General features: G+C 67.5%; 19 protein-coding genes. 10 read left to right on the top strand and 9 right to left on the bottom strand.

What is annotated here, in order from left to right:
• Positions 1 to 10 precede the first annotated feature (10 nt).
• The 3 genes from AC56DV_RS02915 to AC56DV_RS02905 form a co-directional block, all read right to left on the bottom strand.
• Positions 11 to 523: a DUF6702 family protein gene (locus AC56DV_RS02915; RefSeq protein ID WP_496312798.1), complete on the bottom strand. Its 513-nt coding sequence runs from the start codon at positions 521 to 523 to the stop codon at positions 11 to 13.
• Complete coding sequence (locus AC56DV_RS02910) at positions 520 to 2,931, bottom strand: M1 family metallopeptidase (protein WP_496312797.1); 2,412 nt, start codon at positions 2,929 to 2,931, stop codon at positions 520 to 522. The genes AC56DV_RS02915 and AC56DV_RS02910 overlap by 4 nt, the downstream gene beginning before the upstream one ends.
• Positions 2,932 to 3,065: 134 nt before the next feature.
• Complete coding sequence (locus AC56DV_RS02905) at positions 3,066 to 3,527, bottom strand: MarR family winged helix-turn-helix transcriptional regulator (protein ID WP_496312796.1); 462 nt, start codon at positions 3,525 to 3,527, stop codon at positions 3,066 to 3,068.
• Positions 3,528 to 3,659: 132 nt separating this feature from the next.
• On the opposite strand from AC56DV_RS02905, the gene AC56DV_RS02900 reads away from it, so the two are divergent.
• The 3 genes from AC56DV_RS02900 (at position 3,660) to AC56DV_RS02890 (ending at position 7,259) form a co-directional block, all read left to right on the top strand.
• Positions 3,660 to 3,941 carry a hypothetical protein gene (locus tag AC56DV_RS02900; RefSeq protein ID WP_496312795.1) on the top strand — a complete coding sequence of 94 codons (282 nt, stop codon included), beginning with the start codon at positions 3,660 to 3,662 and terminating at the stop codon, positions 3,939 to 3,941.
• Between the two features lie 97 nt (positions 3,942 to 4,038).
• Positions 4,039 to 5,136: an HD domain-containing phosphohydrolase gene (locus tag AC56DV_RS02895; protein WP_496312794.1), complete on the top strand. Its 1,098-nt coding sequence runs from the start codon at positions 4,039 to 4,041 to the stop codon at positions 5,134 to 5,136.
• 107 nt (positions 5,137 to 5,243) lie between these two features.
• On the top strand, positions 5,244 to 7,259 hold the full coding sequence (locus AC56DV_RS02890; RefSeq protein ID WP_496312793.1) for a CHASE domain-containing protein: 2,016 nt from the start codon (positions 5,244 to 5,246) through the stop codon (positions 7,257 to 7,259).
• Here the strand turns inward: AC56DV_RS02890 and AC56DV_RS02885 are convergent.
• Positions 7,250 to 8,065: a sugar phosphate isomerase/epimerase family protein gene (locus tag AC56DV_RS02885; RefSeq protein WP_496312792.1), complete on the bottom strand. Its 816-nt coding sequence runs from the start codon at positions 8,063 to 8,065 to the stop codon at positions 7,250 to 7,252. The genes AC56DV_RS02890 and AC56DV_RS02885 overlap by 10 nt on opposite strands.
• Positions 8,066 to 8,905, bottom strand: a complete 840-nt coding sequence (locus AC56DV_RS02880; RefSeq protein WP_496312791.1) for a phytanoyl-CoA dioxygenase family protein — start codon at positions 8,903 to 8,905, stop codon at positions 8,066 to 8,068.
• Positions 8,906 to 9,011: 106 nt separating this feature from the next.
• On the opposite strand from AC56DV_RS02880, the gene AC56DV_RS02875 reads away from it, so the two are divergent.
• Entirely contained in the window at positions 9,012 to 9,932 is a 921-nt protein-coding gene (locus AC56DV_RS02875; protein WP_496312790.1) for a LysR family transcriptional regulator, read from the top strand.
• Between the two features lie 4 nt (positions 9,933 to 9,936).
• Here AC56DV_RS02875 and AC56DV_RS02870 read toward each other — a convergent pair whose 3' ends face one another.
• Positions 9,937 to 13,431 (bottom strand): ATP-binding protein, encoded by a 3,495-nt coding sequence (locus AC56DV_RS02870; protein ID WP_496312789.1) that lies wholly within the window; start codon positions 13,429 to 13,431, stop codon positions 9,937 to 9,939.
• A 36-nt stretch (positions 13,432 to 13,467) separates the two neighbouring features.
• Positions 13,468 to 14,562, bottom strand: coding sequence for a M29 family metallopeptidase (locus tag AC56DV_RS02865; RefSeq protein ID WP_496312788.1), 1,095 nt, complete (start codon positions 14,560 to 14,562; stop codon positions 13,468 to 13,470).
• Between the two features lie 151 nt (positions 14,563 to 14,713).
• Between AC56DV_RS02865 and AC56DV_RS02860 the strand changes: the two genes are divergently transcribed.
• On the top strand, positions 14,714 to 15,169 hold the full coding sequence (locus AC56DV_RS02860) for a hypothetical protein (protein ID WP_496312787.1): 456 nt from the start codon (positions 14,714 to 14,716) through the stop codon (positions 15,167 to 15,169).
• A 28-nt stretch (positions 15,170 to 15,197) separates the two neighbouring features.
• Here the strand turns inward: AC56DV_RS02860 and AC56DV_RS02855 are convergent, their stop codons facing one another.
• Positions 15,198 to 16,700, bottom strand: a complete 1,503-nt coding sequence (locus tag AC56DV_RS02855) for a choice-of-anchor X domain-containing protein (protein ID WP_496312786.1) — start codon at positions 16,698 to 16,700, stop codon at positions 15,198 to 15,200.
• Positions 16,697 to 17,821 (bottom strand): hypothetical protein, encoded by a 1,125-nt coding sequence (locus tag AC56DV_RS02850; RefSeq protein WP_496312785.1) that lies wholly within the window; start codon positions 17,819 to 17,821, stop codon positions 16,697 to 16,699. Before AC56DV_RS02850 ends, AC56DV_RS02855 begins: the two co-directional genes overlap by 4 nt.
• Before the next feature lie 203 nt (positions 17,822 to 18,024).
• Here AC56DV_RS02850 and AC56DV_RS02845 point away from each other — a divergent pair, with 203 nt between their 5' ends.
• The 5 genes from AC56DV_RS02845 (at position 18,025) to AC56DV_RS02825 (ending at position 26,030) form a co-directional block, all read left to right on the top strand.
• Positions 18,025 to 18,504, top strand: coding sequence for a cache domain-containing protein (locus AC56DV_RS02845; RefSeq protein ID WP_496312784.1), 480 nt, complete (start codon positions 18,025 to 18,027; stop codon positions 18,502 to 18,504).
• Between the two features lie 178 nt (positions 18,505 to 18,682).
• Entirely contained in the window at positions 18,683 to 20,278 is a 1,596-nt protein-coding gene (locus AC56DV_RS02840) for a hypothetical protein (RefSeq protein WP_496312783.1), read from the top strand.
• Positions 20,275 to 21,831 (top strand): hypothetical protein, encoded by a 1,557-nt coding sequence (locus AC56DV_RS02835; RefSeq protein WP_496312782.1) that lies wholly within the window; start codon positions 20,275 to 20,277, stop codon positions 21,829 to 21,831. Before AC56DV_RS02840 ends, AC56DV_RS02835 begins: the two co-directional genes overlap by 4 nt.
• Before the next feature lie 36 nt (positions 21,832 to 21,867).
• The gene (locus AC56DV_RS02830; RefSeq protein ID WP_496312781.1) at positions 21,868 to 22,329 is read left to right on the top strand and encodes a hypothetical protein; all 462 of its coding nucleotides are present in this window, start codon (positions 21,868 to 21,870) and stop codon (positions 22,327 to 22,329) included.
• A gap of 23 nt (positions 22,330 to 22,352) precedes the next feature.
• Positions 22,353 to 26,030: a tubulin-like doman-containing protein gene (locus AC56DV_RS02825; protein ID WP_496312780.1), complete on the top strand. Its 3,678-nt coding sequence runs from the start codon at positions 22,353 to 22,355 to the stop codon at positions 26,028 to 26,030.
• Positions 26,031 to 26,230: the final 200 nt, after the last annotated feature.

The raw sequence follows: 26,230 nt of genomic DNA, 5'->3' as shown, positions 1-26,230 counted from the left end.
TGCGGCGCCGTCACGGCAGAGGACGCTCGGGCGTGGCGGCGGAGAAGGTGAGGGACTGGGCGGCCAGGCCGGAGGGCGCGGCGGCGATGTTGACGGTGTTGAGCTGGCCGGGGATGAAGTCGGACAGCACCATGTGGCGCAGCACGGCGCCCGGCGGCAGCGCCGCTTTCGGCAGCTCCTGGTAGACGGTGACGCTGGCGGCGTCCGCCTGCACGCCCACCCATTGCAGCGCCAGGCGCCTGCCGCCGGCGGTGATGCTGAATTGCTTCTCGATATAGCGCCGCAGCACGGCCTGGTCCTCGGGCTGGCCCAGGTCGAACTGGCGCTGGTACAGATTGGCCAGCAGCGCTTCCACGTCGTGCGCGGTGTAGGTGTGCACGATCTCGGTGTTGCCGGTGTTGGCGTTGTAGCTGATGTCGGTGATGCCCATGTGGTAGTTGTGGGCGGACACCGGGGCCTGCGCCGCGCTGCCGAACAGCAGCGCGGCGGCCAGCACCAGCTTGCCTACGCCGCGCGGCATCATTTTTTCGGCTCGCCCTTGGGCTCGGCCTTCGCTTCGCCTTTGATGTCGCCCGCCTCGGTCTTGGCGTCCTTGCCCTTCAGCGGGGTGTTGTAATCCTTCATCATGTCCTCGCGGCCCTGCTCCTGCTTGTACAGTTCCATGCGCGACGGCGTGACTTTGCGCGGCCAGGCGTTGTTGCTGGTGTCGATGTCGGCGGTTTCCCAGTTCGGGTCCTGCGTCAGGCCCACCATGGGCTCGTCGGTGACGATGACCTTGGTGATCTTTTTCGGCGAGTAGCGCCACACTTCGGCCGGCACGCGCTCGACATACTTCTTGCCGCTCTTCAGCTCGATCTGCAGTATCAGCGGCATCACCAGCCCGCCCACGTTGGAAAAGTCCACCAGGTACAGGTGCTTGCCCTGTTCCAGCAGCTTCTTCTCCCACGGCTCAAGTTTCTCGATGGCTTCGGCGTAGCTGTTGCGGTCCTTGTTGGTGACGGTGAAGTCGTCGTGCTCGTTGTAGAAGTCCTTCAGCTCGGGATGCGCGTCGGTGCGGCGCGGCATGCCCTTGTTCTTGATGCTGGTGACCGATTCCGGCTCGGCCGCTTTCTGCGCCTTCTTCCAGGCCTTCTCGGTTTCCGGGTTCTTGGTGCTCACGCCCACTTCGCTGATGCCGTCCACGCTGATGTCGACCGCATCGGTGGTGTAGAACCAGCCGCGCCAGAACCAGTCCAGGTCGGTGCCCGACGCGTCTTCCATGGTGCGGAAGAAGTCGGCCGGGGTGGGGCGCTTGAATTTCCAGCGCCGGCCGTATTCGCGGAAGGCGTGGTCGAACAGCTCGCGGCCGAGGATGGTTTCGCGCAGGATGTTGAGCGCCGTGGCCGGCTTGGCGTAGGCGTTGTTGCCGAACTGTAGCAGCGACTCCGAGTTCGTCATGATGGGCACTTGGTTGCGGCTGCGCATGTAGTCGACGATGGCGCGCGGCTCGCCGCGCGACTGCGGATAGTTCTCTTCCCACGCCTGCTCGGCCAGGTACTGCACGAAGGTGTTCAGGCCTTCATCCATCCAGGTCCACTGGCGCTCGTCGGAGTTGACGATCATCGGGAAGTAGTTGTGGCCCACTTCGTGGATGATGACGCCGATCAGGCCGTACTTGGAGCGCTTCGAGTAAGTGATCTCGCCGGTTTTCTTGTCCTTCACCGGGCGCGGGCCGTTGAAGGAGATCATCGGGTACTCCATGCCGCCCACCGGGCCGTTGACCGAGATCGCGGTAGGGTAGGGGTAGTCGAAGCTGTACTTGTTGTACTGCTCGATGGTGTGCACGATGGCCTGCGTGGAGTACTTCTCCCACAGCGGGTTGCCTTCCTTCGGATAGTAGGACATGGCCATGACGTTGGTGCCGTCCTTCTTGTAGCCCTGCGCGTCCCAGATGAACTTGCGGCTGGAGGCCCAGGCGAAGTCGCGCACGTTCCTGGCCTTGAAGCGCCAGGTCTTGGTGGCGGTGCTGACCGATTTCTCGGCCGCTTCGGCCTCGGCCTGGGTGACGATGACCACCGGCTTGGCGCTGGTGCGGGCGCGCGCCAGGCGTTCGCGCTGGGCCGGGCTGAGCACCTGTTCCGGGTTCAGCAGCTCGCCGGTGCTGGCCACCACGTGGTCGGCCGGCACGGTCAGGCTCACGTCGTAGTCGCCGAATTCCAGGGTGAACTCGCCGGAGCCGATGAACTGCTTGTGCTGCCAGCCGGCCACGTCGTAGTAGGCGGCCATGCGCGGGAACCACTGCGCCACTTCGAACAGGGCGTTCTTGTCCTGCTCGAAGTACTCGTAGCCGGCGCGGCCGCCCAGCACTTTCTGCTCGTTGATGTTGTACTGCCAGTCGATGGCGAAGCTGAATTTCTCGCCCGGCTTGAGCGGGGTCGGCAGGTCGATCCGCATCATGGTCTGGTTGATGGCGGTGTTCAGCGGCTGGCCGGCGGCGGTTTTCACGGCGCCGATCTTGAAGCCGCCGTCGAACTCGCGTCCGGCCAGGATGCCGCGCATGCCTTCGAACTTCATGCCATCCTCGGCGCCCTTGGCGCGGGTCCAGGCCTCGCGCGAGGGCGCGGTGAGCATGCGGCGCGCATCGGAGTCCGGCTTGTAGATGTTCTGGTCCAGCTGCACCCACAGGTAATGCAGGGTGTCCGGCGAGTTGTTGTGGTAAGTGACCTGGCCGCTGCCGGTGATGGCGCGCTTGGCCTCGTCCAGGGAAGCGCGGAGGGTGTAGTCGGCGCGCTGCTGCCAATAGGCGTGGCCGGGCGCGCCGGAAGCGGTGCGGTAGGGCGTGGCGGTCGGCAGCAGTTCGTCGAGCTGGCGGAATTTGTCGTCGAAGGCATCGGCGGCGTGGGCCGACAAGGAGAGGCACAGTGCTGCAATACTGATCGGCAAACGCTTCATCTTCCGCTATCCCTGTTTTCTAATGAAAAAGTTAAGCGGTTATTCTAGAACGCCTATTTGCTCAGTTGTAATTTCATTTGTAAATTAGCTGATACATTGAAAGTTGCCCAAGGACGAAGCGGCGGGGCGCAAGCTCAGGCGTTTTTCATCAGGCTGTCGCGCAGGGCGGTCAGCTGTTCTTTCATGCCCATCACCTGGTCCAGCGTGCAGTTGGTGGCGCCAAGGATCTCGGGCGGCAGCTTGGCCGCTTCGTGGCGCAGCGCGTCGCCGTGCGGGCTGAGCGCGATGATCACTTGCCGCTCGTCGTTCGGGCAGCGGGTGCGCGTCAGCAGCTCGGCCTGCTCCATGCGCTTGAGCAGCGGCGTCAGCGTGGCCGAGTCCAGGAACAGGCGCTCGCCCAGCTCGGACACGGTCTGTTCGTTCTGTTCCCACAGCACCATCATCACCAGGTACTGGGAATAGGTCAGCCCCAGCTTGCGCAGTAGCTTGCGGTACAGCTTGTTCATGGCCAGCGAGGTCGAGTACAGGGCGAAGCAGAGCTGGCCGTCCAGGCGGGGCACCTGGCGCAGGGGGGTGTCGGTCGTAGTGGTATCCATGTGCACAGTATAGATAGTGCGCTATTTAATTGCAAGCAAACGCTCATAAAAAAGTTTCGCTTGTCAGTCAATCACGATTTGGCTAAGGTGAGAGAGCCCGCTTCCCCAGAAAGCGGCGAGGGGATGACGCTAATGAAACGGACACCGGATTTGCGGGGCGACGCCCCGTCCTTGTTGTTGGTTGAACTCGATCCCGTGACGGTGATCGACGGCGAGCGCTTCGACGACACCTATCTGGCCGGCGACGTGGCCGCCGTCGGCAGCATGCGCGAGTTCTGCCCCGCCTGCCGGCAAGGCCAGCTGCAGCTGGTGCCGCGCCAGGACAACGTCCGCATCGCCCACCTGTTCTGCTTCCACTGCACGCGCTGCTTCGGCGCGCTGTTCGAGGACGGCACCCCCGCTTTGTGTGAATAGTCTGTCGTCCTGCGCAGAATCGCCTTGCGCAGTTGTCCTGCTCATGGCCTGCTATCATGCTGGTTGGTAACTATCAGCTCCATAGAGGACGCAGTCCATGAACGACAACAACAAGGCCATCCTCCTGATCGCCGACGCGGTGCCGGACAACCTGCTGTGGCTGAGCGGCCTGCTGCAGGACCGCTACGAGGTCAAGCTGGCCGCCGACGGCCCGTCCGCGCTGCGCATCGCCCAGCAGGTTCCGCGTCCCGACCTGGTGCTGCTGGACGCCAACCTGCCGGACCTGGACGGCTTCGCCGTGTGCCGGCAGCTCAAGCGCAATCCCGACACCGCCGGCCTGCCGCTGCTGCTGCTGGTGCCGCATGGCCAGCACGAACTGGAGCAGCGCGGCCACTGCGACGGCGCGGCCGACGTCATCAGCCATCCGCTGATCGCCGAAACCGTGCTGGCGCGCGTGGCGCTGCAGCTGCAGCTGAAGCGCTCGGCCGAACTGCTGGCGCACCAGCGCCTGCACCTGGAAGAACTGGTGAGCGAGACCACCACCGAGCTGACCCTGATGGTGGACGCGGTGATCTGGGCGCTGGCCACCCTGGCCGAAACGCGCGACCGCGAAAGCCCCAACCACATCCACCGCGTGCAGCGCTACGTGGTGGCGCTGGCGCGCGCGCTGCAGCGCCACCCGCGCTTCGAGCACGAGCTGAGCAACCGCAATATCGATTTCCTGTACAAGGCGGCGCCGCTGCACGACATCGGCAAGGTCGGCATCCCGGACGCCATCCTGCTCAAGCCCGGCCGCCTCAGCCCCGAGGAGTTCGAGCAGATCAAGCTGCACACCGTGTACGGCCGCGACGCCATCGCCGGCGTGGAGCAGCACCTGGGCTTTTCCAACGACTTCCTGCGCTTCGCGCGCGAGATCGCCTATTCGCACCAGGAGAAATACGACGGCTCCGGCTACCCGCAAGGGCTGGCCGGCGACGCCATCCCCGTCTCCGCGCGGCTGATGGCGGTGGCCGACGTGTACGACGCGCTGATTTCCAGGCGCGTCTACAAGCCCGCCTTCACGCATGAAACCGCCATCGAGCTGATCCGCCAGGGCAGCGGCGAGCATTTCGATCCGGACGTGGTGGACGCGATGCTGATGGCCGAAGAGCAATTCATGCAAATCGCATCGGAATTCCGCGATCCAGTGCAATAACTGTTGCTTGGATGTATAGCTTCTGTTTCTGTAGCCACATGGCTATGCTATAGTCGATTCAGCCCTGCGGCCAGGCTGTATGGTCGCGCCCCTTGTCGAGCATGGACATGCATTTGCGCATCCACGGTTATCTGGCGTTCGTTGTCGGCATCTGCATCACCGTGTGGGTGTGCCTGTTCGTGTCCGATGCCCAGCAGCACAACCTGCGCACCACCTTCCAGCGCGACACTGACAAGATCGCGCGCGACACCGCCGTCCGCCTGCAAACCTATTTCGACACCCTGCTCAGCATCAAGGGCATGTACGCCGTGCGCGGCGGCCAGGTCAGCCGTAGCGAGTTCAACCGCTACGTGCACGAGCTGCGGCTGAGCGAGCGTTATCCGGGCTTCCAGGCCATCCAGTTCGTGCGCGCGGTGCCGGCCGCCGGGCTGGCCGGCTTCGCCGACGGCGTGCAGGCCGACACCAGCCTGCTGCCCGAAGGCTACCCCCAGTTCAACATCCACCCGGCCACCGTGCGCGACGTGCACTACATCATCGAATACAACGAGCCCATGGTGGGCAACGAGAACGCCTTCGGCCTCGACCTGGGTGCGCTGCCGCCGCACCGGCGCGCGCTGGAAATGGGGCGCGACAGCGGGCAGATCATCGCCACCGAGCGCATCACGCTGGTGCAGGACGCCAGCGGCCAGCCCGGCTTCGTGGCGCGCGCGCCGGTCTACCGCAACGGGCCGATCGAGACGGTGGAGCAGCGCCGCGCCGCGCTGATCGGCTTTGTCGCCATCGTGTTCCGGGTCAACAACCTGATGCGCGAAGTGATCGACACGCCGCTGCTGGGCCACATGTCGATCCAGATCCACGACGGCGGCTATCTGCGCGACGACAGCGTGCTGCCGCGCACCATGGACACGCTGATGTACGACAGCGCCGGCAAGATCGGCAGCGGCGAACGGGCCACGGCCTTGCCCGGCCTGAGCACCAAGGCCAGCCTCAACGTGGGCGAGCGGCGCTGGCTGATGGAATTCAACGGCCATGAAGGCACGCGCTACAGCACCGGCAACTTCCGCGTCGCCATGATCGCCGGCGCCGGCACCCTGATCAGCGGGCTGATCGCGCTGCTGCTGATGGCCTCGCAGCGCAACAGCGCGCTGGCCGAACAGCTGCGGCGCGACATCGCCGAACGCCAGAAGACCGAGGCGGCGCTGGTGCACACCCAGCACGGCCTGGAGCGCAGCCTGGACGAGCTGGCCGCGCAGAAAGCCAACGCCGAGCTGGCGCACCGCGACCTGACGCTGGTGCTGGCCACCCTGAAGCAGGCGCAGGCGAACTTGATCACGTCCGAGAAGATGGCCTCGCTGGGCGCGCTGGTGGCCGGCATTGCGCACGAGCTGAACACGCCGATCGGCAACAGCCTGCTGACGGCTACCGCGCTGAGCGACATGGTGGCCGACTTCGACCGCAAGCTGGCCGAGGGCGGCATCAAGCGCTCGGCGCTGGACGCCCACCTGCGCGACGCGCGCACCGCCTGCGCCATCATTGCCGGTTCGCTGGGCCGGGCGGCCGAGCTGATCACCTCGTTCAAGCAGGTGGCGGTGGACCAGACCAGCGGCCAGCGACGCCGCTTCCGGCTGGCCGGCGTGGCGGGCGACGTGCTGGCGACCTACGCCGCACAGCTGCGGCGCGCCAATTGCCAGGTTCTGCTGGAGGTGCCGGAGGAACTGGAGTTCGATTCCTATCCGGGCAGCGTGAGCCAGGTGCTGAGCAACCTGATCAACAACGCCATGCTGCACGCCTTCGAAGGCCGCAACAGCGGCACCATCCGGCTGCGCGCCGAGGCGCTGGACGGCTCGCAGGTGCGGCTCGAATTCAGCGACGACGGCGTGGGCATGTCGGCGCGCACGCTGCACCAGATCTTCGATCCCTTCTTCACCACCAAGATGGGGCAGGGCGGTTCCGGGCTGGGCATGAATATCGTGTACAACATCGTCACCGGCGTGCTGCACGGGACCATCGCCATCCAGTCCGAGCCCGACCGGGGCACCACCGTGACGGTGGTGCTGCCGCTGGCGGTGCCGGCGCGGGAAGGCGGGGATGAGGGCAGCGCCGTGGCCGGCGCTCAGGCGTAGCGGGCGCGCAGCAGCTGCAGCATGGCCACGTTCAGCTGCCACTGGTCCACGGTCGGCTGGCCGGTGTAGGGCAGCGTTTGCAGATAAGGCGCCGGACCGAATTCCGGCGTCATGGTCAGCAGCGCGGCGCCGGCGGCGCGGCGCAGTTCCACGATGCGGTCCCACCATTGCAGGTGCGCCTGCAGCGCGTCCGCCGCTTCCGGCGCGCGGAAGTCCGCCACCTGCGGCCCCTGCGAGTGGCCCACGCGGGCGTGGATGTGGCGCACGTGCGGCAGGGTGGCAGCCAGCGTGTCCGGCTGGTCTTCCAGCAGCGATTCGCAGGCGCAGCACCAGTGCGACAAGTCCGCCGTCAGCTGCAGCTGCGGCAGCCGTTCCAGATAGGGCAGCAGCAGCATCGGATGCCCGCTGAAGCGGCTGCGGTGGAGCTCGTGCACGATGGGCACGCCGTGCTGCTGCGAGATGGCGTCCGCCAGCGCGATCAGCTCCAGGTTCTGCGCCTGGCTGTAGAAGTCCTTGCCGGTGTGGGTGTTCACCAGCAGCGGACGCGCGGCGCAGGCGTTGTGCAGCAGCTCGGCCAGCGCGGTCTTGTGCGCGTCGAACTGCGGGTGGAACACGGTTTCCCATTGCTGCGCGATCAGCGCCAGGCCGGCGTCCGCGATGCGGCGGGTCCAGTCCCCGCGCGCGGCCGCGTCCAGCGGCAGCGACATTTCAATGCCGTCGAAACCGGCCGCCCGCACCTTGTCGATGAAAGCCTGCGGCGCCAGCTCGTTGCTGCCCCAGTGCGGGGCGAAAATCTTGATCTGCATTTAAATGAATCCCCGCACCGGGAAATCGGCGCCGCGCTGTATCCAGTTCTGCGGCGAGTACGCGGTGCGCGCGTCGGTGGCGTGCAGCGTGTAGGCGTGGCGCGACACCGGCGAGCGGTTCGGCGCGCTGTAGTGCGGCAGCAGGCCGTGGAAGCACACCAGGCTGCCCGCCTTGCATTCCAGCGGCACGGCGGTGGAATCGTCCGGCCACGGCATGGCGTCCAGCTTCTCCACGCGGATATCGTCGCCGTTGCGCACGAAGCGCTCGCGCAGCGGCGTGCGGTGGCCGCCCGGCTCGGCCCACAGGCAGCCGTTGTCCAGCGTGGCGTCCTCCAGCGCGAACCAGAAGGTGGTGACGCTGATGGGCGTAGTGTCGAAATAGGTGGCGTCCTGGTGCCAGCGCACCTCGCCGCCGATGCCCGGCTGCTTGAAGATGTACATCGACTGCCACACCTGCGCCTCGGCCAGGCCCAGGTCGCGCGCCACCTGCGCCAGTTTCGGGTCGGCCGAGAAGGCGCGGAACACCGGGTCCAGGTCGTGCATGGCGTGGCCGATCTTGTTGATCGACAGTTCCTTGGCCTGCTTCAGCTGGCCATCCGGGCCGAAGGCTTCTTCCTCGAAGAAGCAGCGGATGGTGTTGTCCGAACGCAGGAAGTACTCGTCGGCCTTCTTTTCCTGGTCCTTGGTGGTGAAGATGCCCTGCGCCACGGTTGGATCGAATTCGTTGACAATCTTCGCGGCCCGTTCGCGCAGCGCGGCGATCTCGTCCAGGCTCTTGAAACCGGGCAGGACGATGTAGCCATCGCGCTGGTATTGCTGCTTTTGTGCTTCGGTCAACATGGCGGGTACTCCAGAAGAATAGGGATGCGCTATTGTACGGGCGCCCCGGCGGCGTCACAATCCGCAAACGGTTGACACATTGTCGCCAAAGTGGAGACAATGGGCCATGGATCAGCTCAGGGCAATGGAAATTTTCGTCGAGGTGGCGCGGCTGCGCAGCTTCAGCGCGGCCGGCCGCCGCCTGGGGCTGACGCGCGCCATGGTCAGCAAGCACATCATGCAGCTGGAGGACAAGCTGCAGGCGCGGCTGCTGCACCGCTCGACCCGCGAAGTGAGCCTCACCGACATCGGCCAGGCTTACCTGGAGCCGTGCATGGCCACGGTGGCGCAGGCGCAGGAGGCCGCGCGCGTGGTCACCCATGCCGGCGGCGAACTGGCCGGGCCGCTGCGCATCCAGGCCCCGTCCAGCTTCGGCAGCGCCTGGCTGGCGGACGCCGTGGCCCGCTTCAGCCTGCCCCATCCCCGGCTCACGCCGCTGCTCTACGTGGACGACGCGCTGCTCGACCCCATCGAGCACGGCTTCGACCTGACGATACGGGTGGGCGGCATCCCGGACAGCCGCGCGCTGTCGCTGCGCCCGCTGGCGCCGTGCAAGGGCGTGCTGTGCGCCAGCCCGGCCTACCTGGCGCGCGCCGGCACGCCGGAGGTGCCGGAAGACCTGGCGCAGCACCAGTGCCTGCATTTCAGCCACCTGACCGACGGCGCCACCTGGCATCTCGCGCAAGGGGAAGAGCGCAGGCCGGTGCGCATCAACGCCGCCTTCACCGCCAACAACGGTCTGGTGCTGCACCAGGCCGCGCTGCGCGGGCTCGGCATCGTCTACAGCACCACGTTCCTAGCGTGCGACGCGCTGCTCGACGGCACGCTGGTGCCGGTGCTGGAGGACTGGGAACTGCCGCTCAACTATCTCAGCGCGCTGTACCCCGCCAGCCGCCAGCCGTCGCCCAAGGTGCGCGCGCTGATCGATTTCCTGGTGGCCGAGTACCAGCCGGTGCCGCCGTGGGATAAAGCGTTGCAGACCCGCTGAGCGCCTACAGCAGCTCCCACAATTGCCGGAACTCGGCCCGCTCCAGCATGGCGCGCAGGCGGGCGGCGAGGTCGGGGGCGGTGGCGCCCAGGGGTTCGATGAGGCGCTCGATGCGGGCCAGGTCGAGGTCGGCCACGGCTTGCTTGAGCGCGCTGCGCAGCTCGTCCGGCAGTGGCGCCAGGTCGGCGGTGGACAAGGGCGCGTGCGCGGCGGCGGCGGAGACGGACAGCGGCTCGCGCAGGAAATGCAGGCCGAGCTGCAGTTCCAGCATGGCGAACAGGTCGTCCTGTTCGAGCGGCTTGCGCAGGAAGTCGTCGGCGCCCGATTGCAGCGCCTCGCGGCGTTCTTCCTCGAACGCGCTGGCGGTCAGGATCACGATGCGCGGCTGCTTCAGGCCGGGCTGCTCGCGGATGCGGCGCGTCAGTTCCAGGCCGTCCAGGCGCGGCATGCGCCAGTCCATCAGCACCAGGTCCGGCTGCAGCGCCAGGATGCGTTCCTGGCCTTCCACGCCGTCGCGCGCTTCGTGCAGGTCGAAGCCGAGCGGCGCGAGCAGGGTGTGCAGCAGCTTGCGGCCGTCGGCGTTATCGTCCACCACCAGGATGGTCCTGCCGCGCTCCGATGCCGGCAGGCCGGCCACGCGCTCGCGCGCCTGCGCCGGCGACAGCGCGCCGGGGCGCTGCTGCACCGTCAAGGTGAAGCTGAAGGTGGAGCCCTGGCCGGGCGCCGTCTGCAGCTGCAGGTCTCCGCCCATCAGCTGCACGAATTCGCGGCTGATGGTCAGGCCCAGGCCGGTGCCGCCCTGGCTGCCGGGATCGCCGGCCTGGATGAAGGGTTGGAAGATGCGGTGCCGGTCGTCCTCGGCGATGCCGGGGCCGGTGTCGACGACGGCGAAGCGCAGCCGCACCGTGTCGCGCTCGCCGGCGCTGCCGCGCACCGACAGCGTGACGCTGCCGCGCTCGGTGAACTTGACGGCGTTGGAGAGCAGGTTGAGCAGCACCTGGCGCAGCTTGGGGCCGTCGGCCAGGATCACCTGCGGCACGCCGGCCGCCTCCAGCTTGAGCGCGACGCCATTCTGGCCGGCGCGCAGGCGCAGCATCTCGAGCACCGATTCGAACAGGCCGTGCAGGTCCACCGGCAGCAGCTGCAGCTCGGTGCGGCCGGACTCGATTTTCGACAGTTCCAGGATGTCGTTGATCAGGGTGAGCAAGTGGTGGCCGGAGCGGTTGATCATGGCCAGCTGCTCCTTCTGCTGCGCGCCCACCACCGGGTCGTTCTGCAGCAGCTGCGAAAAGCCGATGACGGCGTTGAGCGGGGTGCGCAGCTCGTGGCTCATATTGGACAGGAACACGCTCTTGGCACGGTTGGCCGATTCGGCGCGGCTGAGCGCCACCGACAGCTCGGCGGTGCGTTCGCGCACCAGTTCCTCCAGGTGGGCGCGGTGGCGGCGCAGTTCGTCCTCGGCCTGCTTGCGCTCGGTGATGTCTTCCACGCAGCCCTCGATGTAGGCCAGCTGCCCGGTGTCGGGATCTGCCACCGGGCGCGCCACCACGTTGACGTACATTTCCTTGCCGTCGCTGGGGCGGCGCATCAGCACGGCGGTGCGGTGCGAAATGCCGCCGTTGCGCTCCAGCTCCTGCTGCCAGCGCACGCGCCCGGCGCGGTCGGCGTACAGGTCGAGCACGTTTTGCAGGCGTACCTGCTCGCGGCCCTGCACGCCCAGCAGGCGCATGCCGGCGTCGTTGATCTCGTCCAGCATGCCGTCGCGGTTGGTGCGGAACAGCGGAATCGGCACGTCTTCGTACAGGTTGCGGTAGCGCCGCTCGCTTTGCTCGAGCGAGCGTTCGCGCGCGGCCAGCTGGTCGGCCATGGCGTGCAGCTGGTCGAAGGAGTTCTGCAGCCGTTCGGCCATGTTGTTGAAGGCGTGCCCCAGTTCGCCCAGCTCGGCCAGGCCGCTGACCGGCACGCGCTGGCTCAGGTCGCCCGCCGCCATGGCGCCGCTGGCGCGCGCGATGCGGCGGATGGGCGCCGTCACCACGGCCGACAGCAGGCTGGCCGCCACCAGCGACAGCAGCAGGGCCAGCGCCACCACCATGGCGGACTGGCTGTTGCCGGTGCGTACGCCCTCCAGGTACCACGCTTGCGGCATGGCCGTCAGCAGCAGCCAGTCGTGGCCGCCGTTGCGGTCCAGGTAGGGCGTGGCCTGCATCAGCCAGCGTTCGCGCGACAGCGGTTTGCTGGTCAGCACGTCGAAGCTCAGCTGCAGTGGCGCGTGGATTGCCGCGTAGCTGCCGGCGCGCGTGAGCAGCGCCTCCAGCGCGGCCTGCACCACCGGATCGGCCGAGCCGCCGTCCGGCTGCGGGTTTGGCTGCATCTCCGGCCGCACCTCTGGCTGCGAACGCGCGACCACGCGGCCCAGGCGGTCGATGACAATGGCGCGGCCGTGGGCGGCCAGCGGCAGGCCCTGCAGCACGTCGCCCACGGCCGGCGCCGGCGCGTCGCCGCCGGCCGCCTGGCGCGCGGCCAGGTGCTGGTCCAGCCGCAGGTTGATGTTGTCGGCGATTTCCTGGTGCAGGCGCGCAGCCAGCTTGTCGGCCGAGGTTTCCGCGCTGCGCAGCGTCAGGAAGGCGGTAGCGCCCACCAGAAGCAGCACCAGCACGATGAAGGGCGCGGCCAGGAAGGCGGGAATCGGCACGCCGCCGGGCGACCCGGCAGGCTGCCCCGCCGCCCCGGCTCCGGCCCATTGCCAGTGCGGCTGGCCGAAGCGGCGCTCTTGCACGTGCTGCGGCAGCTCGGCCCAGAACATGCCGCTGCGGCGCGCCAGCGGCAGCGCCAGCAGCATGGCGAAGGGCGCCAGGACCCAGGTGATGAGGGTGGTGAACGCCAGCGCCGGCGTTACGCTGCGGTAGGCCAGCTCGGGCGTGAACTGGGACGAGGTGATATAGCCCCACAGCATCGGTTCGATGGCCATGAAGGCCAGCACGAACAACGCGTACGCGCCCCAGGTGCGGGCGCGGCGGAAGTCGGGATCGCGCCCGATCAGCTGGTGCGCCAGCCAGAAGCAGGCCGGATTGATGAAGTAGCCGAACAGCCAGTCGCCGAGGAAGGCCGGCGGCACCCCTTCCACCAGGTCGGACAGGCCGTAGGCGAAGGGCGCCACCAGCAGCGCCGGATAGCCGAACAGCACGATGCACAGGAACACCGACAGGTCCTTCAGCGATTCGAAGGTCTGCGCGCCCGGCACCAGCACGATGGCCGAGCCGAGGTAGCCGGTGACGAAGATGGCGGTGAAGGTGAAGATGGCGGCTATCATCGCGCGGCTGTTCCAGCACTGGCTGGTGCTGCCCAGCGCCCAGCGCCCGCCGGCGCGGAAGGTCACGCCGCCATAGGCGCACAGCATGAGCGCGAAGCCGATCAGGTAGCCCAGCCGGCCCCACACTTCGAGCAGGCTGAGCGGAATCTGGTTGAACAGCGCTTCCAGCGTTTTGATCACTGCGTGCATGAGCTCCGTTCCCGTGGTGTGTGCCGCGCCAGACCGCTAGACTTGCCAGGCGCCGTCGCGGTAGACGGTTTCCTGGTCCAGCCAGACCGCTTCGGTCACCGCGAACACGTCCACATGATAGCGCGCATCCTTGCGCTTGAACTGCGGTTTCTGGTACTGCCCGTGCTTGGCGCCCAGCGACAGGTGGATGCCGCACATGCGTTCGAAGGTGCCGATGTCGTTGACCAGGCAGTGGCGCGAGAACGCGCGGTTCATGCCGAAGCCCAGTTCGCGCAGCCACACTTCGCCCTCGTGGGCGCGGATGATGGCCAGCATGTTGTCGAACTCCGGCGTGGAATCGATGGCGCCGGTGACGCGGCCCTGCTCGACGATCATGGTGATCGGCTTGGCCGGGTGGTTCACGTGGAAGGAGGTGTCGCCGAACACGAACACGCGCACCTTGCCGCTTACCGCTTCCAGGTCCTGCGCCTCGGTGAACACTTCGCCGATGGGGAACTGGCCGCCGACGTTGTTCATTTCGCTGTAGTCGCCGATGTTGAGCTTGGCCGGCTCCAGCGGCGAATCGAAGCGCAGCAGCGCGCCGTCGCCGCTGTCCACCACGGCCGACTGCGCCGCGTCGATGCGCGCCTTCAGGGCGCGGCCCACGCCGCGGTAGTAGGCCGGGTCGTAGGCCAGCGAGGCGATGTAGTGCAAGCCCTGCCGGCCCGGCATGCGCGACAGGTGCACGTGCTCGATCACTTTCAGGCCGCGCTTGAACAGCTCGATGCGGATGCGGAACGCTTCCAGGCGGAAGCTGGTGGACTGGATCAGCACCACCAGGTCGTCCTGCCCCAGTTCGGCGAACGCGGCCAGCACGTCGTCCGGGGCCACGGTGTCGAAATCGATGAAGCGGCCGTCCGGCAGGGCGCGGCGGTAGGCGTCGGTCAGCGCCAGGTTCAGTTCGCAGCGCGTGTCGTGCACCACCAGCGCGCGCTGCGGCGGCGCGTATTCGATGGCCATGGCCAGCAGGTCGGCGACGTTGCGCGCGGCCTGCTCGGCAGCGTCGGCTGTGAGCCAGGCTGAGCCGCATTCGGGGTCTGACCCCGAATGCGGCTCAGTTTGCTTGTTCTGGAAGTCGGACAACTGTGTCATTTTTTAATCAGAAGTAATACTTATTGGAGGCACGAGCATTATATGCCCTGCAATTTCCTTGTACAGCGCTGGGGAGGCGCGTAAAATCGTTGCAATATAGCCGGACGGCAACTTATAGATCCGGTGTCACACTACAGGCCAGGAGGCAGCGATGAGCTCAGTGAAGGGAATGGATTTGCCGCTGGAACGGCCTGACGACGGCGACGGGCGGGCGGCGCTGTTCGTGCCGACCACGGCCATCAAGGAAGAAGTGCTGCAAACGGTGCGCAAGGGCGCAGCCATAGTCGGGTTCGGCAACCATGACCGCACCCTGACCATCTATTATGAAAGCAACCGCTTCGCCGAGCCGGCGCTGGCGAAATGGGAGCAGAAGGCGCGCAAATGCTTCGAGCGCCTGCTGGACAACCTGCCGACCACCAGCAAGATGGTCAGCAAGCCGGAGAATTTCGAGCAGGTGGGCTATATCAGCAGCAAGGGCATCGTGATCCGCCGCATGGACGCGCTGCAGCGCTGGCTCGAGTATTCCGACGCGATGGACAGTGCGCCGGGCGGCGAAACGGTGGCCTTCGCGCCGCCGCCGCCGCCCAAGAAGATCGTCGCCGAGTAAGCCCGGCCTATCTGCCGGCTTTCCTCCCCTACACCACCATGATGCTGGCCTGCGCCTTCAGCGGGCAGGGCAGCGTATCGTCGAACGTGATCTCGATGGCGCTGGCAACGAAGAAGCCGCCGATGTGCTGCGCGGCGATTTTCGGCGGCGTGCCCGGCTTGGTCAGGTTCACGTCCTGCGCGAACAGGAAGAGGCGCCACATGCCGTACACCGTTTGCCCGTACTTGAGCAGGATGCGGTAGGCCAGCTCCAGGTTCAGGCTGCCCGCGTAGACGCCGTCGTTGGCGCCGGGGTCGAAGCCCAGGCCGTCGTCGGTGAGCGGGATCACGAAATTCAAGCCCTGCGGCGCCTGGAAGATGGCGAAGGCGTACAGGTCGGTGCCGTGGAACAGGCTGCCGTCCTCGCGGTGGAACTTGGCGCGCACCCACAGCGGGCTGAAGGCCTGCACCTGCGGCGGCGCTTCCACGTCCACCGGGCCGGCGGTGTGGATATTGGTTTGCGTCTCCGTCACGCTGTGGTTGTAGCTGGCGCCGGTGGTGAAGCGCTGGTAGGTCCAGCTGACGTCGGTGGCGTAGGGCACGCCGGCGTTGGGCGCTTCCAGCATGGTCCATTCGGCCACCACGCGCTCGCCCACGGTCAGCTCGCCGGCGGCCGGCGGGGTGGCTTCCTGGCCGCGCCAGAACGGGTCGGCCGCGTCCGAGCAGGCCACGGCGATGGCCACCGAGGCGATGGCCGACGCCACCCCGGCCACCGTGAACTCCGGCTCGCCCGAGGCGGCGCCGTCCAGCGAGCAGCAGGTGACGCTGGGGTCGGTTTCCTCGATGCTGCCGCCCACGTTGAAGCTGGCCTTGCCCGCCCCCAGCGCCGCCGCGATGATGGCCACCAGCGCGGCGATGATGGCGATGATGATGGCGAGGATCTTCCACCACGGGTCGGCGAAGGGCAGCTCGCCGTGCACGCCGGCGAAGGGCGGGTTCGGCGCCCACACCATGGTCAGCCCGGTCGGTACCACGGGGCCGCCGCCGGGCGGGCAGATGCATTCCTTGCCGTCCGGCCCGGTTTGGCCCCAGCGCTTGCCGGGCAGGTGGCCTTTCAGGCCGGACACCGTCAGCGTGCCTTCCTGCACGGTGCAGGTGTAGCTGTTGCTGGCGGCGTCGAAGCGGGTTTCGGAGACGAAGATCTGCTGGATCGAGCGGCGCGAGGTGAAGCCGTCGGCGCGCGCCAGGATGCTCACCAGCGGCTTGCCGGGGCTGGCGTGCTGGAAGTCGGCGTCCCACATCACCTGCATGGCGGCGCCGGCCGGTATGCTGGCGAAATAAAAGGTGCGCGCCACCGGCGCAATGCCGGGATCGCCCACGCTTTCCAGCCACACGGTGACGTCGGTCAGCGCGCTGGAGGACATATTGGTGATGTGGGCGGCAATGCGCAGGCCGTAGATGGCGTTGTCGAAGATGCCGTCCGGCAGCATGATGTTGGTCACGGGTTCGATGGCGAACGGGCGCGTGAGCACCTGCAGTGGGGTAGCGCTCATTTTTTCTCTCCTTGGACCACGACGTAGCTGACGCCCCCCACCACCTTGCCCTGGCTGCGTTCGATGATGTGCACCAGCTGGTACTGGCCGGGGCGCAGGCCGTCCGCGCTGAAGGCGGCGTACACCGGGGCGGCCGTGCCGCGCCGCAGGTTCACGCGCAGGCCGCGCCCGCCGTGCTCGCCGTAGTCCGCGCCTTCCAGCCCGCCGCTGTCGGCGGCGCCGCCCGCCGCCCCAGCGGCCCCCATGTCGTCCTCGACCACGCCGGGTTCGTGGCCCAGCGTCTCATCGCCGCCCACCTCGGAACCCGCCGCATAGGTCTTGGCCACGCTCACAGCCAGCACCTGTTCGTGGTCCGCTTGCTGCCCGCCGCGCCGGCCCTGCCGGCCGTCCCCGCCGCCGTCCTCGTCGCCGTCCTGGCCCTGGTCGATGTCCTGATCCATGCCGCGGCCGTGCCTGTGCTTGCCGCCGCAGATCGGCTCCCTGCTCAGTTCCACGCGCACGGCGCGCTGCGGCGCGGGGCGCAAGTCCATCTTGTCCAGCCCCAGCAGCACCATCTGCCGCTGGTCCAGTTCGCCGCCGTATTCCACGCTGATGAAGGCTTCCTTGTCCTGCCTGGGCAGCGCGCGCACGCTGATCACCATGGCCGCCGCCAGCATGCTGGCCATCAGCACCGTGATGTTGCGCTGCGCGATCTGGTCGTGCGCGGGCGGGTCGAACACATAGCCATTGGGCAGCGGATCGGGGATCGGATTGCTGTCGCCCGGACCGTGCGCCACCGCCAGCAGGCACTCGTGCCCGCCGTTGACGATGACCGGCATCCACGGCACCAGGCACAGCACGTCGTGCCCGGCCGGGTCCAGGTCCAGGTCCACGAAGGCCGAGCCGATCGGATTGGCGGTGCCGATGATCACCTGCGCGCTCGGGTCGGCCCAGTAGAAATCGATGCGGGTGCCGTTGGCCAGGGTGTTGCCGCTGTTCACGGCATGCGCCCAGAGGTAGGTCGGCTGGCCGGCAACCGGCGTGCCGGGTGCGCCGTTCGGGTCGGCGCCGGGCACGACCCAGATATCGGTGCTGGCCCACCAGTATGGCGAGCCGTCGCGGATGATGATGTGAGCAGGCATGGCAGTCCTTTCGGAAGCAGCGCGGGAAGACCCCGCAGTCCAGCTTATGCCGCTGCCGATGCCGCGATTTGATGTAAATCAGACTCTGGCGTCTGCTTTGCGCAACCCGCTTGCGGAAGTCTTAGTGTTGCTGTAAGGCATGTGCTATGTTGGAGCTGACGGACAGCAACGATCTGTCCGCGCCTATCCCCAAGGAGACGTTTATGATGAAACATGCATTCCAGGTCTTGTTCGCCGCCGTGCTGGCCTTGTCGTTGGGCGGCGCCGCCCGCGCGCAGGACGCCCATCGCGGCACGGCCGACGAAGCGGTGGCCATGGTGAAGAAAGCCGGCGCGTATATGGAGAAGAACGGCCGCGACAAGGCGATTGCCGCCTTCAACGACCCCAAGGGCGAATTCATCAAGGGCGACCTGTACGTCTTCATGTTCGGCACCACCGGCGAGCAGCAGGGCGTGGCGCTGGCGCACGGCCAGAACGCCAAGATGGTCAACAAGAACCTGACCGAGCTGAACGCCGGCGGCGTGTTCCCCATCAAGGAATTCCTGAAGGTGGCCAACAGCCCGGCCGGCAAGGGCTGGGTATCCTACAAGTGGCCCAACTCCATCAGCAAAAACATGGAAGACAAATCGACTTACGTCGAGAAATTCGGCGATGTGCTGATAGGTGTCGGCATCTACAAGTAGGCTGCCCGAAAAGTTCGGCTAAAATCCGCGATACAGCGCAATACGCCCCAGTAAAATGGGGCGTATTTTTTATAGTGTCTTGCCCGAACCGCAAGGCGCTGCGTTATGATGCAAAGAACAACTTGAGCTCGCCCAGGCGGAGCTCAGGTTCCGCAAGCGGATTAATTCGAGCACATACATGGCATACAGGTGGGAGACTTCCGACAGCGTCTGGCTGGAGGATGATGAAAGTGGGCAATTTCAGCTGGCGTCCAGCCAGGGCTTAAGCCGCATCGAGTGGCAGGCGCAGGCGCGCAGCCGCCTGCCGGACGTGGCGCAGCTATTGGGCGCGTCGCTGCCTGCGGGTTGCGCGCACGCGGCCATTTATCCGCAAGGTTTTGCGTACTGCCCGGAATGCGGCGCGGCGCTGCACGTGTGCGCGCCGCCAGCGCAGCGCCTGCCCGCGTGGTGGGGGCCGAGCAGCGCGCCGCTGCCCGTGAACGAGGCGCCACTGCCCCGGCACGCGCCGCACGGCCTGCCGCTGACGGCGCTGCCGCTGGCCGCCAGCCTGGAAACGCGGCCGCCGGAGCCGGAGGTGGGGCAGGCGGAACTGAAGATCCCGGCGCCGCCGAATGCGGTCTGCATGTTCGCGGCGGCGGACTTCGGCTTTGCCGCGCAGCGCTTGCTGGCGCTGGCTTACACCCGCAATGTGCTGCAGTACTGGGACCCGGCCGCCGCGCGCTGGCACGTGATGACATGCGAGGACCACCTGGCGGATTTGACTTTCAGCGCGTCCGCGTACGCGTGGCTGCCGGCCCATGGCGCGGCGCGGCGCGGCGAAGTGGCGCTGGTGCCGTCCGGGCAGGGGCTGGTGCGGCTGGTGATCAATCCGGTCAGCGAGAGTTTCCATACCGAGGTGGTGCTGTCGGCCCGGCTGGCCAGTTCGCCCGGCATGGTGGGACGGCGCATCGCCTGCCTGATCGCGGCGCCTGCCGGCGTGCGCCTGTGGACGGCGGATGCGGACGGGGCGGATGGCGAGACGCTGGAGATTGCGGCGCAGGCCATCGCGCCCGATGCCATTCCGGACCCGGATGCGGATCCCGCAGGGCTGGTTGACAGCCCGCCGGGCGTTGCCGATGGCGCCATCCCGGCCGAAGGCTGGTCGCGTCCCCTGAGCTACGACGGAAAACTGATCTGGCTGCACGCGCAGGGCCACTTGCAATGGCGTCCCGGCAGCGCGCCGCAATGGCTGCCGTGGCCAGCGGACTGGGCGCCGCGCCTGCAGCTGGGCGCGCCGGCCCGCAGCCGCGACGGCCGCCTGTGGCAGATCGGCCATCACCATGGCCAGGGCTATTCCTTCCGCGAACTGGGCGTGGCGCAGGCGCAGGAGCACGCGCTGCTGGACGGCGCGCGGCTCGGCTTCGGCACGCTGCTGTTCCGGCGCGGCCACCAGGTCAAGAACGAACCGTGGGACGTGGAGAACGTGGAAGACCAGACCCGCGATTCGGCGCTGGTGCTGCCGCTGCTGGAGAACGTCAGCAGCACGCGCAGCCAGCCGACCGGGCTGGTGCTGCGCATGGAGCGCCCGCCGGCCAAGGCCGAGGACGCGCTGGGTGGCGCGGTGATCCAGCGCACGCTGATCGAATGGGTGGGCCAGCGCAACGTCATCCTGGACGAAGCGGTGCGCCTGTCGCATCCGGCCGACTGCCAGCCCTTCGTGTACGACAACTGCCTGTGGCTGCACCACCCGAGCTGGAACGAGATTCGCGGCTGGCATGTGAAAGCGCTGCCATGACGCGGCCAGCCTTGTTGCCACCCCTGCCGCCGGCGCCGCGCGCTGCGGCGCTGGCGTTGGCTTGCGCATTGACTTTGCCGGGCGTGGCGCTGGCTGCGCCGGTATCGCACGTGTTCCTGGTGCAGAACTCGGGCTGGATGGAGCCGTTCTACACCGACCCCGCCTCGCAGTACAAGGCGCTGGTGACGGAAGTGGTGCTGGCCGCCATCCAGCCCGGCGACGCGCTGGTGCTGGCCGCCTTCAACCAAAGCCTGCCCGGCGCGCCGTCGCCGAAAGCGCTGCTGGCCGCGCAGGTGGACGACAAGCCGCAGCGCGCCGCCGTGGCAGGCGCGCTGGCGCCGTTGACCACCGCCAAAAAGCCGGGCAGCAGTGCACTGGCCGACACCGACCTGGGCGAAGCAGTCAGCGCCTCCATCTCCACCGCGCTGGGCGGCAAGCGGGGCCTGATCTGGCTGTTCACCAACAACAAGAACAGCCCGAACAACGACCAGGCCACCGCGCAGCGCAACCGCGAATTCTATGAGCTGATCCACCACGGCGGCAGCATCAAGAAGGCGCTGGCCTTCCCGCTGCACATGCCGGTGCAGGGCCGCTACAGCGCCAACGGCATGATGATCTACGTGTTCGCCATCGGCGACGAAGGCGCGCGCGAGCTGGATGCGCTGCTGCGCACCGGCCGCCTGCAGAAAGTCATCACCGAGCCGCCGGCGCGCCTCAAGCCGCTCGACAAGGACACCGTGCGCCTGTTACCCGCCAAAGTGGAGAACGTCCCCGGCGTCACCTTCTCCACCCAGCCCAGCGGCACCCTGCGCGCCGATATCGACGCGGGCGTGTCCGCCGCCGCCGCTGCGGGCGCGGTGGCCGGCGGCACGCCGCACGCGCGCATCCAGTGGCGGCTGGAGAACACCATCTACCCGTACACCATCACCAGCGCGCGCCTGGCCGCGCGCTCGGTGCTGGCCGGCGCCGAGAAGCCCATCGCGCTGGGGGCCGACACCGTGAGCGGGCTGGCGCCCGGCAAATCGCAGCCGCTGGCGTCCACCATGCAGTTGCCTGTGGCGCACCTGCCCGGCAAGTGGTCGCTGGAAGCGGTGAAGGCCGCCGGCTCCGCCGCCGTGCTGCCGGGCGCCATCGAAGTGCAGCTGAGCGAGCAAAAGCTGGAACTGTCGCAAGCCTTCCGCGAGCGCATGGCCACGCTGTTCCCCGGCGATCCGCTGCCCGACATCTTCACCCCGCCCAGCCAGGTGCAAGGCTCGCGCGCCGTGCTGCCGCTGGAAGTGCGCATGCAGTTCGGCATCGCGCCCTTGCTGGCGCTGCTCGGCGGCGTGGCCGCGCTGCTGCTGGCGGGCGGTGCGCTGGTGCTTGCCGCCACGCGGCCGCGCAAGGTGCAGGTCACCGTGGAAGGCGAACTGCGCACGCTGCACGTCAAGGCCGGCAACAGCCAGCCGCTGTTCGACAAGGCCGGCAACAAGGTCGCCGTGCTGAACACCAGCTTATTTGGAAACACGCTGACGGACCTGCGCGAAGGCGCGCAAGTCCGCCTCGGCCGCTAATCGTCTACATCGAGACCACATCGAGGATCAACCAGAATGCAAAACAATACCGACCCAGGCTTCAAGATCCCCGGCAACCAGGCCGACCCGAACGCCAAGCCGCCCGGCGAACCGACGCTGTCGCCCGTGCCGCCTGGCGGCACCCCCGCAGCCACCGCCCCCGGCGCACCGATTGAAGTGGCGCCGGTCCAAGGCGCTCCCGCAACGGACACATCCACGCGCGACCTGGCCATCGGCGGCGCCGTGTTCCTGGTGCTGCTGATCGTGTTCTTCTTCGCCCGCAATGCCTATTCCAACCACCTGGTGCGCCGCCGCGTGGCGCCGTCGTCGGCCGACACGGCGGGCTGGCTGATGTTCTTCGGCCTGGCCTTCCTGAGCGCCGCCGCCGTGCTGGCCATCCTGAACGCCGGCAAGTTCCTCACCGTGGCCATCACCGGCACCCTGCTCGTTCTCGGCATCGCCTCGCTGGCAGGCGCGCTGATGACCGGCCGACGTTAAACCAAGAGCCCAGGGGAGCGACCATGGCAGAATTCCAGAATAACGGCAGCGGCAACAACAAAAAAGCAGAACTCAAAGTCGACCTGCGTCCCACGCTGTTCATCGGCGCGGGCGGCACCGGCATGGAAGTGATGATGCGCATCCGCCGCCGCATCCTGTCGGCGGTGTGGAACCGCCGCCATCCCACCCGCGTGGAAGCCATCGGCCAGTTCCCGGTGGCGCGCTTCCTGCACGTGGACCTGGACAGCGGCGCCATCATCGACGAAGGCAAGTCGCAGCGCACCGACCCGTGGTACGAGCTGGTGAAACTGAGCGACGAGGAACGCCTGGTCGAATCGATCGACCTGCAGCAATACCACGAGTCCGACGACAGCCTGGCGCGCTTTCCGCTGATCGAAAGCTGGATGCCGCTGCGGCCGAAGAAACTGCGCTCGCTGGGCATCGATCCCTCCAAGGGCGCCGGGCAGATCCGCGCCGTGGCGCGGCTCTACCTGTACGACAAATACCCCAAGCTGCGCGGCCGCATCAAGGGCGCGCTGAACTTCCTGAGCAGTAACGCGGGCAACGAGCGCAAGGAAAACTACCAGCGCCTCGGCCTGCAGGTGGACACCTCCAAGTTCCGCATCGTCGTCATCGGCTCCAACGCCGGCGGCACCGGGGCAGGCACCGCCATGGACCTGGGCTGGATCGCCAAGGCCATCGCGCGCCAGGAAGTGTCCGACAGCCAGGTGGACCTGGTGATGTTCATGCCCTCCGGTTACGCCAAGGCCAACAAGGAGCGCACCGAGGCCAACGCCTACGCCACCCTGATGGAGCTGGAAACGGCCATGCGCGACATGAACGCGCAGGTGCGCTGGGCCGACCCGGACAGCCTCACCGGCCGCGGCGCGCCGTTCGACGACGTCTATTTCGTCGACACCGCCAACCTGGCCAACAAGGCCACGCAGGACGTGAAAGACGTCTACCAGATGGTGGCCGACTCGCTGTTCGAGGATTTCGCCTCGGCCGACTTCGCCAACCGCAAGCGCTCGGTGGCGGTCAACCAGCAGCAGCACAAGCTGGGGCCGTTCAATCCGCGCGTGCCGGAGCAGCGCTTCGGCGACATGCGCCTGTCCTACTCCAAGGTGTATTCGGCCTTCGGCCAGGCCGTGCTGGACACGCAGCAAAGCCTGCGCGAAGACATCCGCGCCTACGAACTGGCGGCGCTGATGGTGAAGGCCTTCTTCGGCCTGCTGGGCCGCGACGGCAGCAAGGCGCGCCGCGCCGGCGACCAGGAACGCGACGTCTTCATGCGCGAGCAGATGGCCATGTCCGAGCATCCGTTCGACGAGTTCCCGGACTTCAAAAAGGGTACGGTGGACGTCACGCCGTTCCAGGAATACGCGCTCACCGACCAGCTGCTGATGGACAAGGACGAACGCTCGCTGCTGGAGCGCGTGGAGAGCAAGGTGCAGCTGGAGATCGACCGCATCATGGGCGACTACGAGCTGAAACAGTGGCGCGAGAAAGTGGCCGAGCTGCTGCCGCACCTGGAGCGCGACGCCATCCGCGAAGCCGGCGCCACCGCCGAGACCAGCGAGGACCGCCTGAAGCGCCACACGGCCGAACTGCTGCAGCGCCTGAAAGGCCGCGCGCGCGAGCAGCTGTATGCGCTGCTGGACGACCGCAAGCAGGGCGGGCTGGAATTCGTGCTGTCGCTGCTGGAGCAGATCAAGGGGCGCATTTCGCAGCGCGACCTGGTGCACATGGAACGCAACGGCAAGCGCTACCGCGACATCCGCGACGCGCTGCGCACGCGCCAGGTGGAGGAATCGCTGAACAACCTGTCGCAGGCGGCGGCCAAGATGTTCGGCAGCGAAGCGCAATCGCGCGAAGTGATGGCGCACCTGAAGCGCGACATCGCCGACTATCTGCGCTTCCACATGCTGGCGGTGGCGGCGGGGCAGTCGGTGGAGCTGCTGCGCTCCATGTCGGCCTGGCTGGGCGACACGCAGTCGGTGGACGAACATGGCCAGGCGGTATGGAGCGGCATCGCCGGCGAGCTGCAGGAAGGCCGCCGCTGCGTGGAAGCCATGCTGGGCGCGGTGGACCAGCGCATTGCGCAGCTGCGCGCCGACGCGCAGCACGAACACGCCACCTACATGAAGCTGGCCAGCGACACGGTGCCGGAAGCGGTGAAGCTTACCGGCGACATCAGCGTGTGGAGCGAGGAAGTGCTGCTGGAGTTCGGCGGCTCGGCGCGCCTGTTCCCGCAGCTGGGCGACGAGAAGCTGCGCTCCACGCTGCTGCTCAAGCTGTTCCGCCGCGCGCAGACGCAGCTGAGCAGCGAGCAGCTGGAGGAGGGGCAGTCGCCGCCGGACCCGCTGCTGGAGCGGCTGATGGCGATGTCGCCGCAGGAGCGGCAGCATACTTTCAACGAATGGATACGCAGCGCCATGCCGTGGGTGAACGCGCGCTTCTCGGCCGAGTTCACGCCGAACGCGGACCAGTTCAAGTGCTTCATCGGCGTGGGCGACGCGAACGCGTGGCGCAAGCTGGAGGCCGAGATCAAGGCGGCGGTGCCGACCGGCTTCTTCCACGGCGACCTGGTGAGCATCGTCAACACCGGCATCGGCGGGCGGGCGGTGTGCTACATCGAGCTGTCCGGCGTGCCGATGACGGTGCTGCGCGGGCTGCCGACGTGGCGCACCTCGTACCAGATCGAGAATCCGAAGATACCGACGCATCTGCATTTCGATTCCACGCGCTTCCGGCATCCCATCGCGCCGTCGATGGATGAGCTGAACCGGCTGGCCGACGACTACGAGTGGTTCCTGCAGGCGATTGCGCTGGGCGTGATCAAGCGCAAGGCGGACCTGGCGGACCGCGAGGCGCTGTTCCAGCCGCGCGGGCAGTATCTGTTCGAAGTGGAGCAGGGTTCGGGCGAGTGGCTGCAGATCGGGAACGAGTTCGCCATCCGCTCGAACGGCCTGCCGGCCTATTACCGCGACCAGGTGATCGGCGCGGTGCAGCAGCGCCTGGCCCGCATGGGCGCGCACCAGTTCGTGCTGCTGGCGGCGCTGATGCGCTACTACCAGCACCGCGTGTATCAGCCCAAGCTGGAAGTGGATGAAACCGGCGCGGAGCTGCCGTCGCCGTCGCTGCCGAATATCACGGCCAAGCGTCTGCATGACGCGTGGGTGAAGCGCGCGCAGGCTTTGAATGCGGGCCTGCATGACGCGCCGGCGGCGCCGGTGGAGCGCGCGCTGGAGGCGCTGGCGGCGTGGAGCGATCCGGTTGCCGGTTCATCCACCGACGCGTACAGCTGGGAAGTGCAGCATGCGGTGGACAAGCGCGTGCTCAAGCCGGAAATGCTGGCCAGCGACGCGGCTGCGGCGAGCGTGTTCGCGCCGGCGGTGGCAGCGGCAGCAGCAACGGCAGCGGTGCAAACTGCGCCTGCACCGGCGGTGTTTGCTCCTGCGGGCGGCGCGCCGGTGCGCTACAAGGTGTTCGTCAACAAAACGCAGCAGGGACCGTACACGCTGCCGGAACTGGCGCAGCGCATCATGGCGGGCGAGGTGGACGGCAATACCAAGGTGTGGAACATGCAATGGGTGCCGCGCGTGGACCAGTGGAAGCTGGCCGGCGAGATGCCGGACATCGCGCCGCTGCTCGGCGCCGCGATCCCGGACCCGCATGACGACATCCCCGATCCCGAATAAGGAAGGCTGAGTAGTGGACGTAGCGACGTACCGATGCATCAATAGCGATTGTGGCCGGAGCTTCCCGCGCCAGGTGAACTTTTGCCCGTTCTGCGGCACGCGGCAAGCCGCCGCTGCCGCCTCTGCCGTTGCCGCTAAGGCCGCGCCAACGGCGGCACCGACAGCGCCGCCAACAGCACCGCCAACGCGCCCGCCGCGCC

This window comes from Massilia sp. BGA-UO-ETr-WB1 (genome assembly GCF_059567845.1).
Note: the sequence above shows the minus strand (reverse complement) of the source record. Positions and strands in the feature narration are given on the sequence as shown.

Coding starts and splice junctions, on each gene's coding strand:
- AC56DV_RS02850 (WP_496312785.1), bottom strand. CDS start 17,821: ATGCCTGCTCACATCATCATCCGCGACGGCTCGCCATACTGGTGGGCC.
- AC56DV_RS02875 (WP_496312790.1), top strand. CDS start 9,012: ATGGATCAGCTCAGGGCAATGGAAATTTTCGTCGAGGTGGCGCGGCTG.
- AC56DV_RS02825 (WP_496312780.1), top strand. CDS start 22,353: ATGGCAGAATTCCAGAATAACGGCAGCGGCAACAACAAAAAAGCAGAA.
- AC56DV_RS02910 (WP_496312797.1), bottom strand. CDS start 2,931: ATGAAGCGTTTGCCGATCAGTATTGCAGCACTGTGCCTCTCCTTGTCG.
- AC56DV_RS02840 (WP_496312783.1), top strand. CDS start 18,683: ATGGCATACAGGTGGGAGACTTCCGACAGCGTCTGGCTGGAGGATGAT.
- AC56DV_RS02855 (WP_496312786.1), bottom strand. CDS start 16,700: ATGAGCGCTACCCCACTGCAGGTGCTCACGCGCCCGTTCGCCATCGAA.
- AC56DV_RS02915 (WP_496312798.1), bottom strand. CDS start 523: ATGATGCCGCGCGGCGTAGGCAAGCTGGTGCTGGCCGCCGCGCTGCTG.
- AC56DV_RS02870 (WP_496312789.1), bottom strand. CDS start 13,431: ATGCACGCAGTGATCAAAACGCTGGAAGCGCTGTTCAACCAGATTCCG.
- AC56DV_RS02885 (WP_496312792.1), bottom strand. CDS start 8,065: ATGCAGATCAAGATTTTCGCCCCGCACTGGGGCAGCAACGAGCTGGCG.
- AC56DV_RS02865 (WP_496312788.1), bottom strand. CDS start 14,562: ATGACACAGTTGTCCGACTTCCAGAACAAGCAAACTGAGCCGCATTCG.
- AC56DV_RS02860 (WP_496312787.1), top strand. CDS start 14,714: ATGAGCTCAGTGAAGGGAATGGATTTGCCGCTGGAACGGCCTGACGAC.
- AC56DV_RS02895 (WP_496312794.1), top strand. CDS start 4,039: ATGAACGACAACAACAAGGCCATCCTCCTGATCGCCGACGCGGTGCCG.
- AC56DV_RS02890 (WP_496312793.1), top strand. CDS start 5,244: ATGCATTTGCGCATCCACGGTTATCTGGCGTTCGTTGTCGGCATCTGC.
- AC56DV_RS02900 (WP_496312795.1), top strand. CDS start 3,660: ATGAAACGGACACCGGATTTGCGGGGCGACGCCCCGTCCTTGTTGTTG.
- AC56DV_RS02835 (WP_496312782.1), top strand. CDS start 20,275: ATGACGCGGCCAGCCTTGTTGCCACCCCTGCCGCCGGCGCCGCGCGCT.
- AC56DV_RS02830 (WP_496312781.1), top strand. CDS start 21,868: ATGCAAAACAATACCGACCCAGGCTTCAAGATCCCCGGCAACCAGGCC.
- AC56DV_RS02880 (WP_496312791.1), bottom strand. CDS start 8,905: ATGTTGACCGAAGCACAAAAGCAGCAATACCAGCGCGATGGCTACATC.
- AC56DV_RS02845 (WP_496312784.1), top strand. CDS start 18,025: ATGATGAAACATGCATTCCAGGTCTTGTTCGCCGCCGTGCTGGCCTTG.
- AC56DV_RS02905 (WP_496312796.1), bottom strand. CDS start 3,527: ATGGATACCACTACGACCGACACCCCCCTGCGCCAGGTGCCCCGCCTG.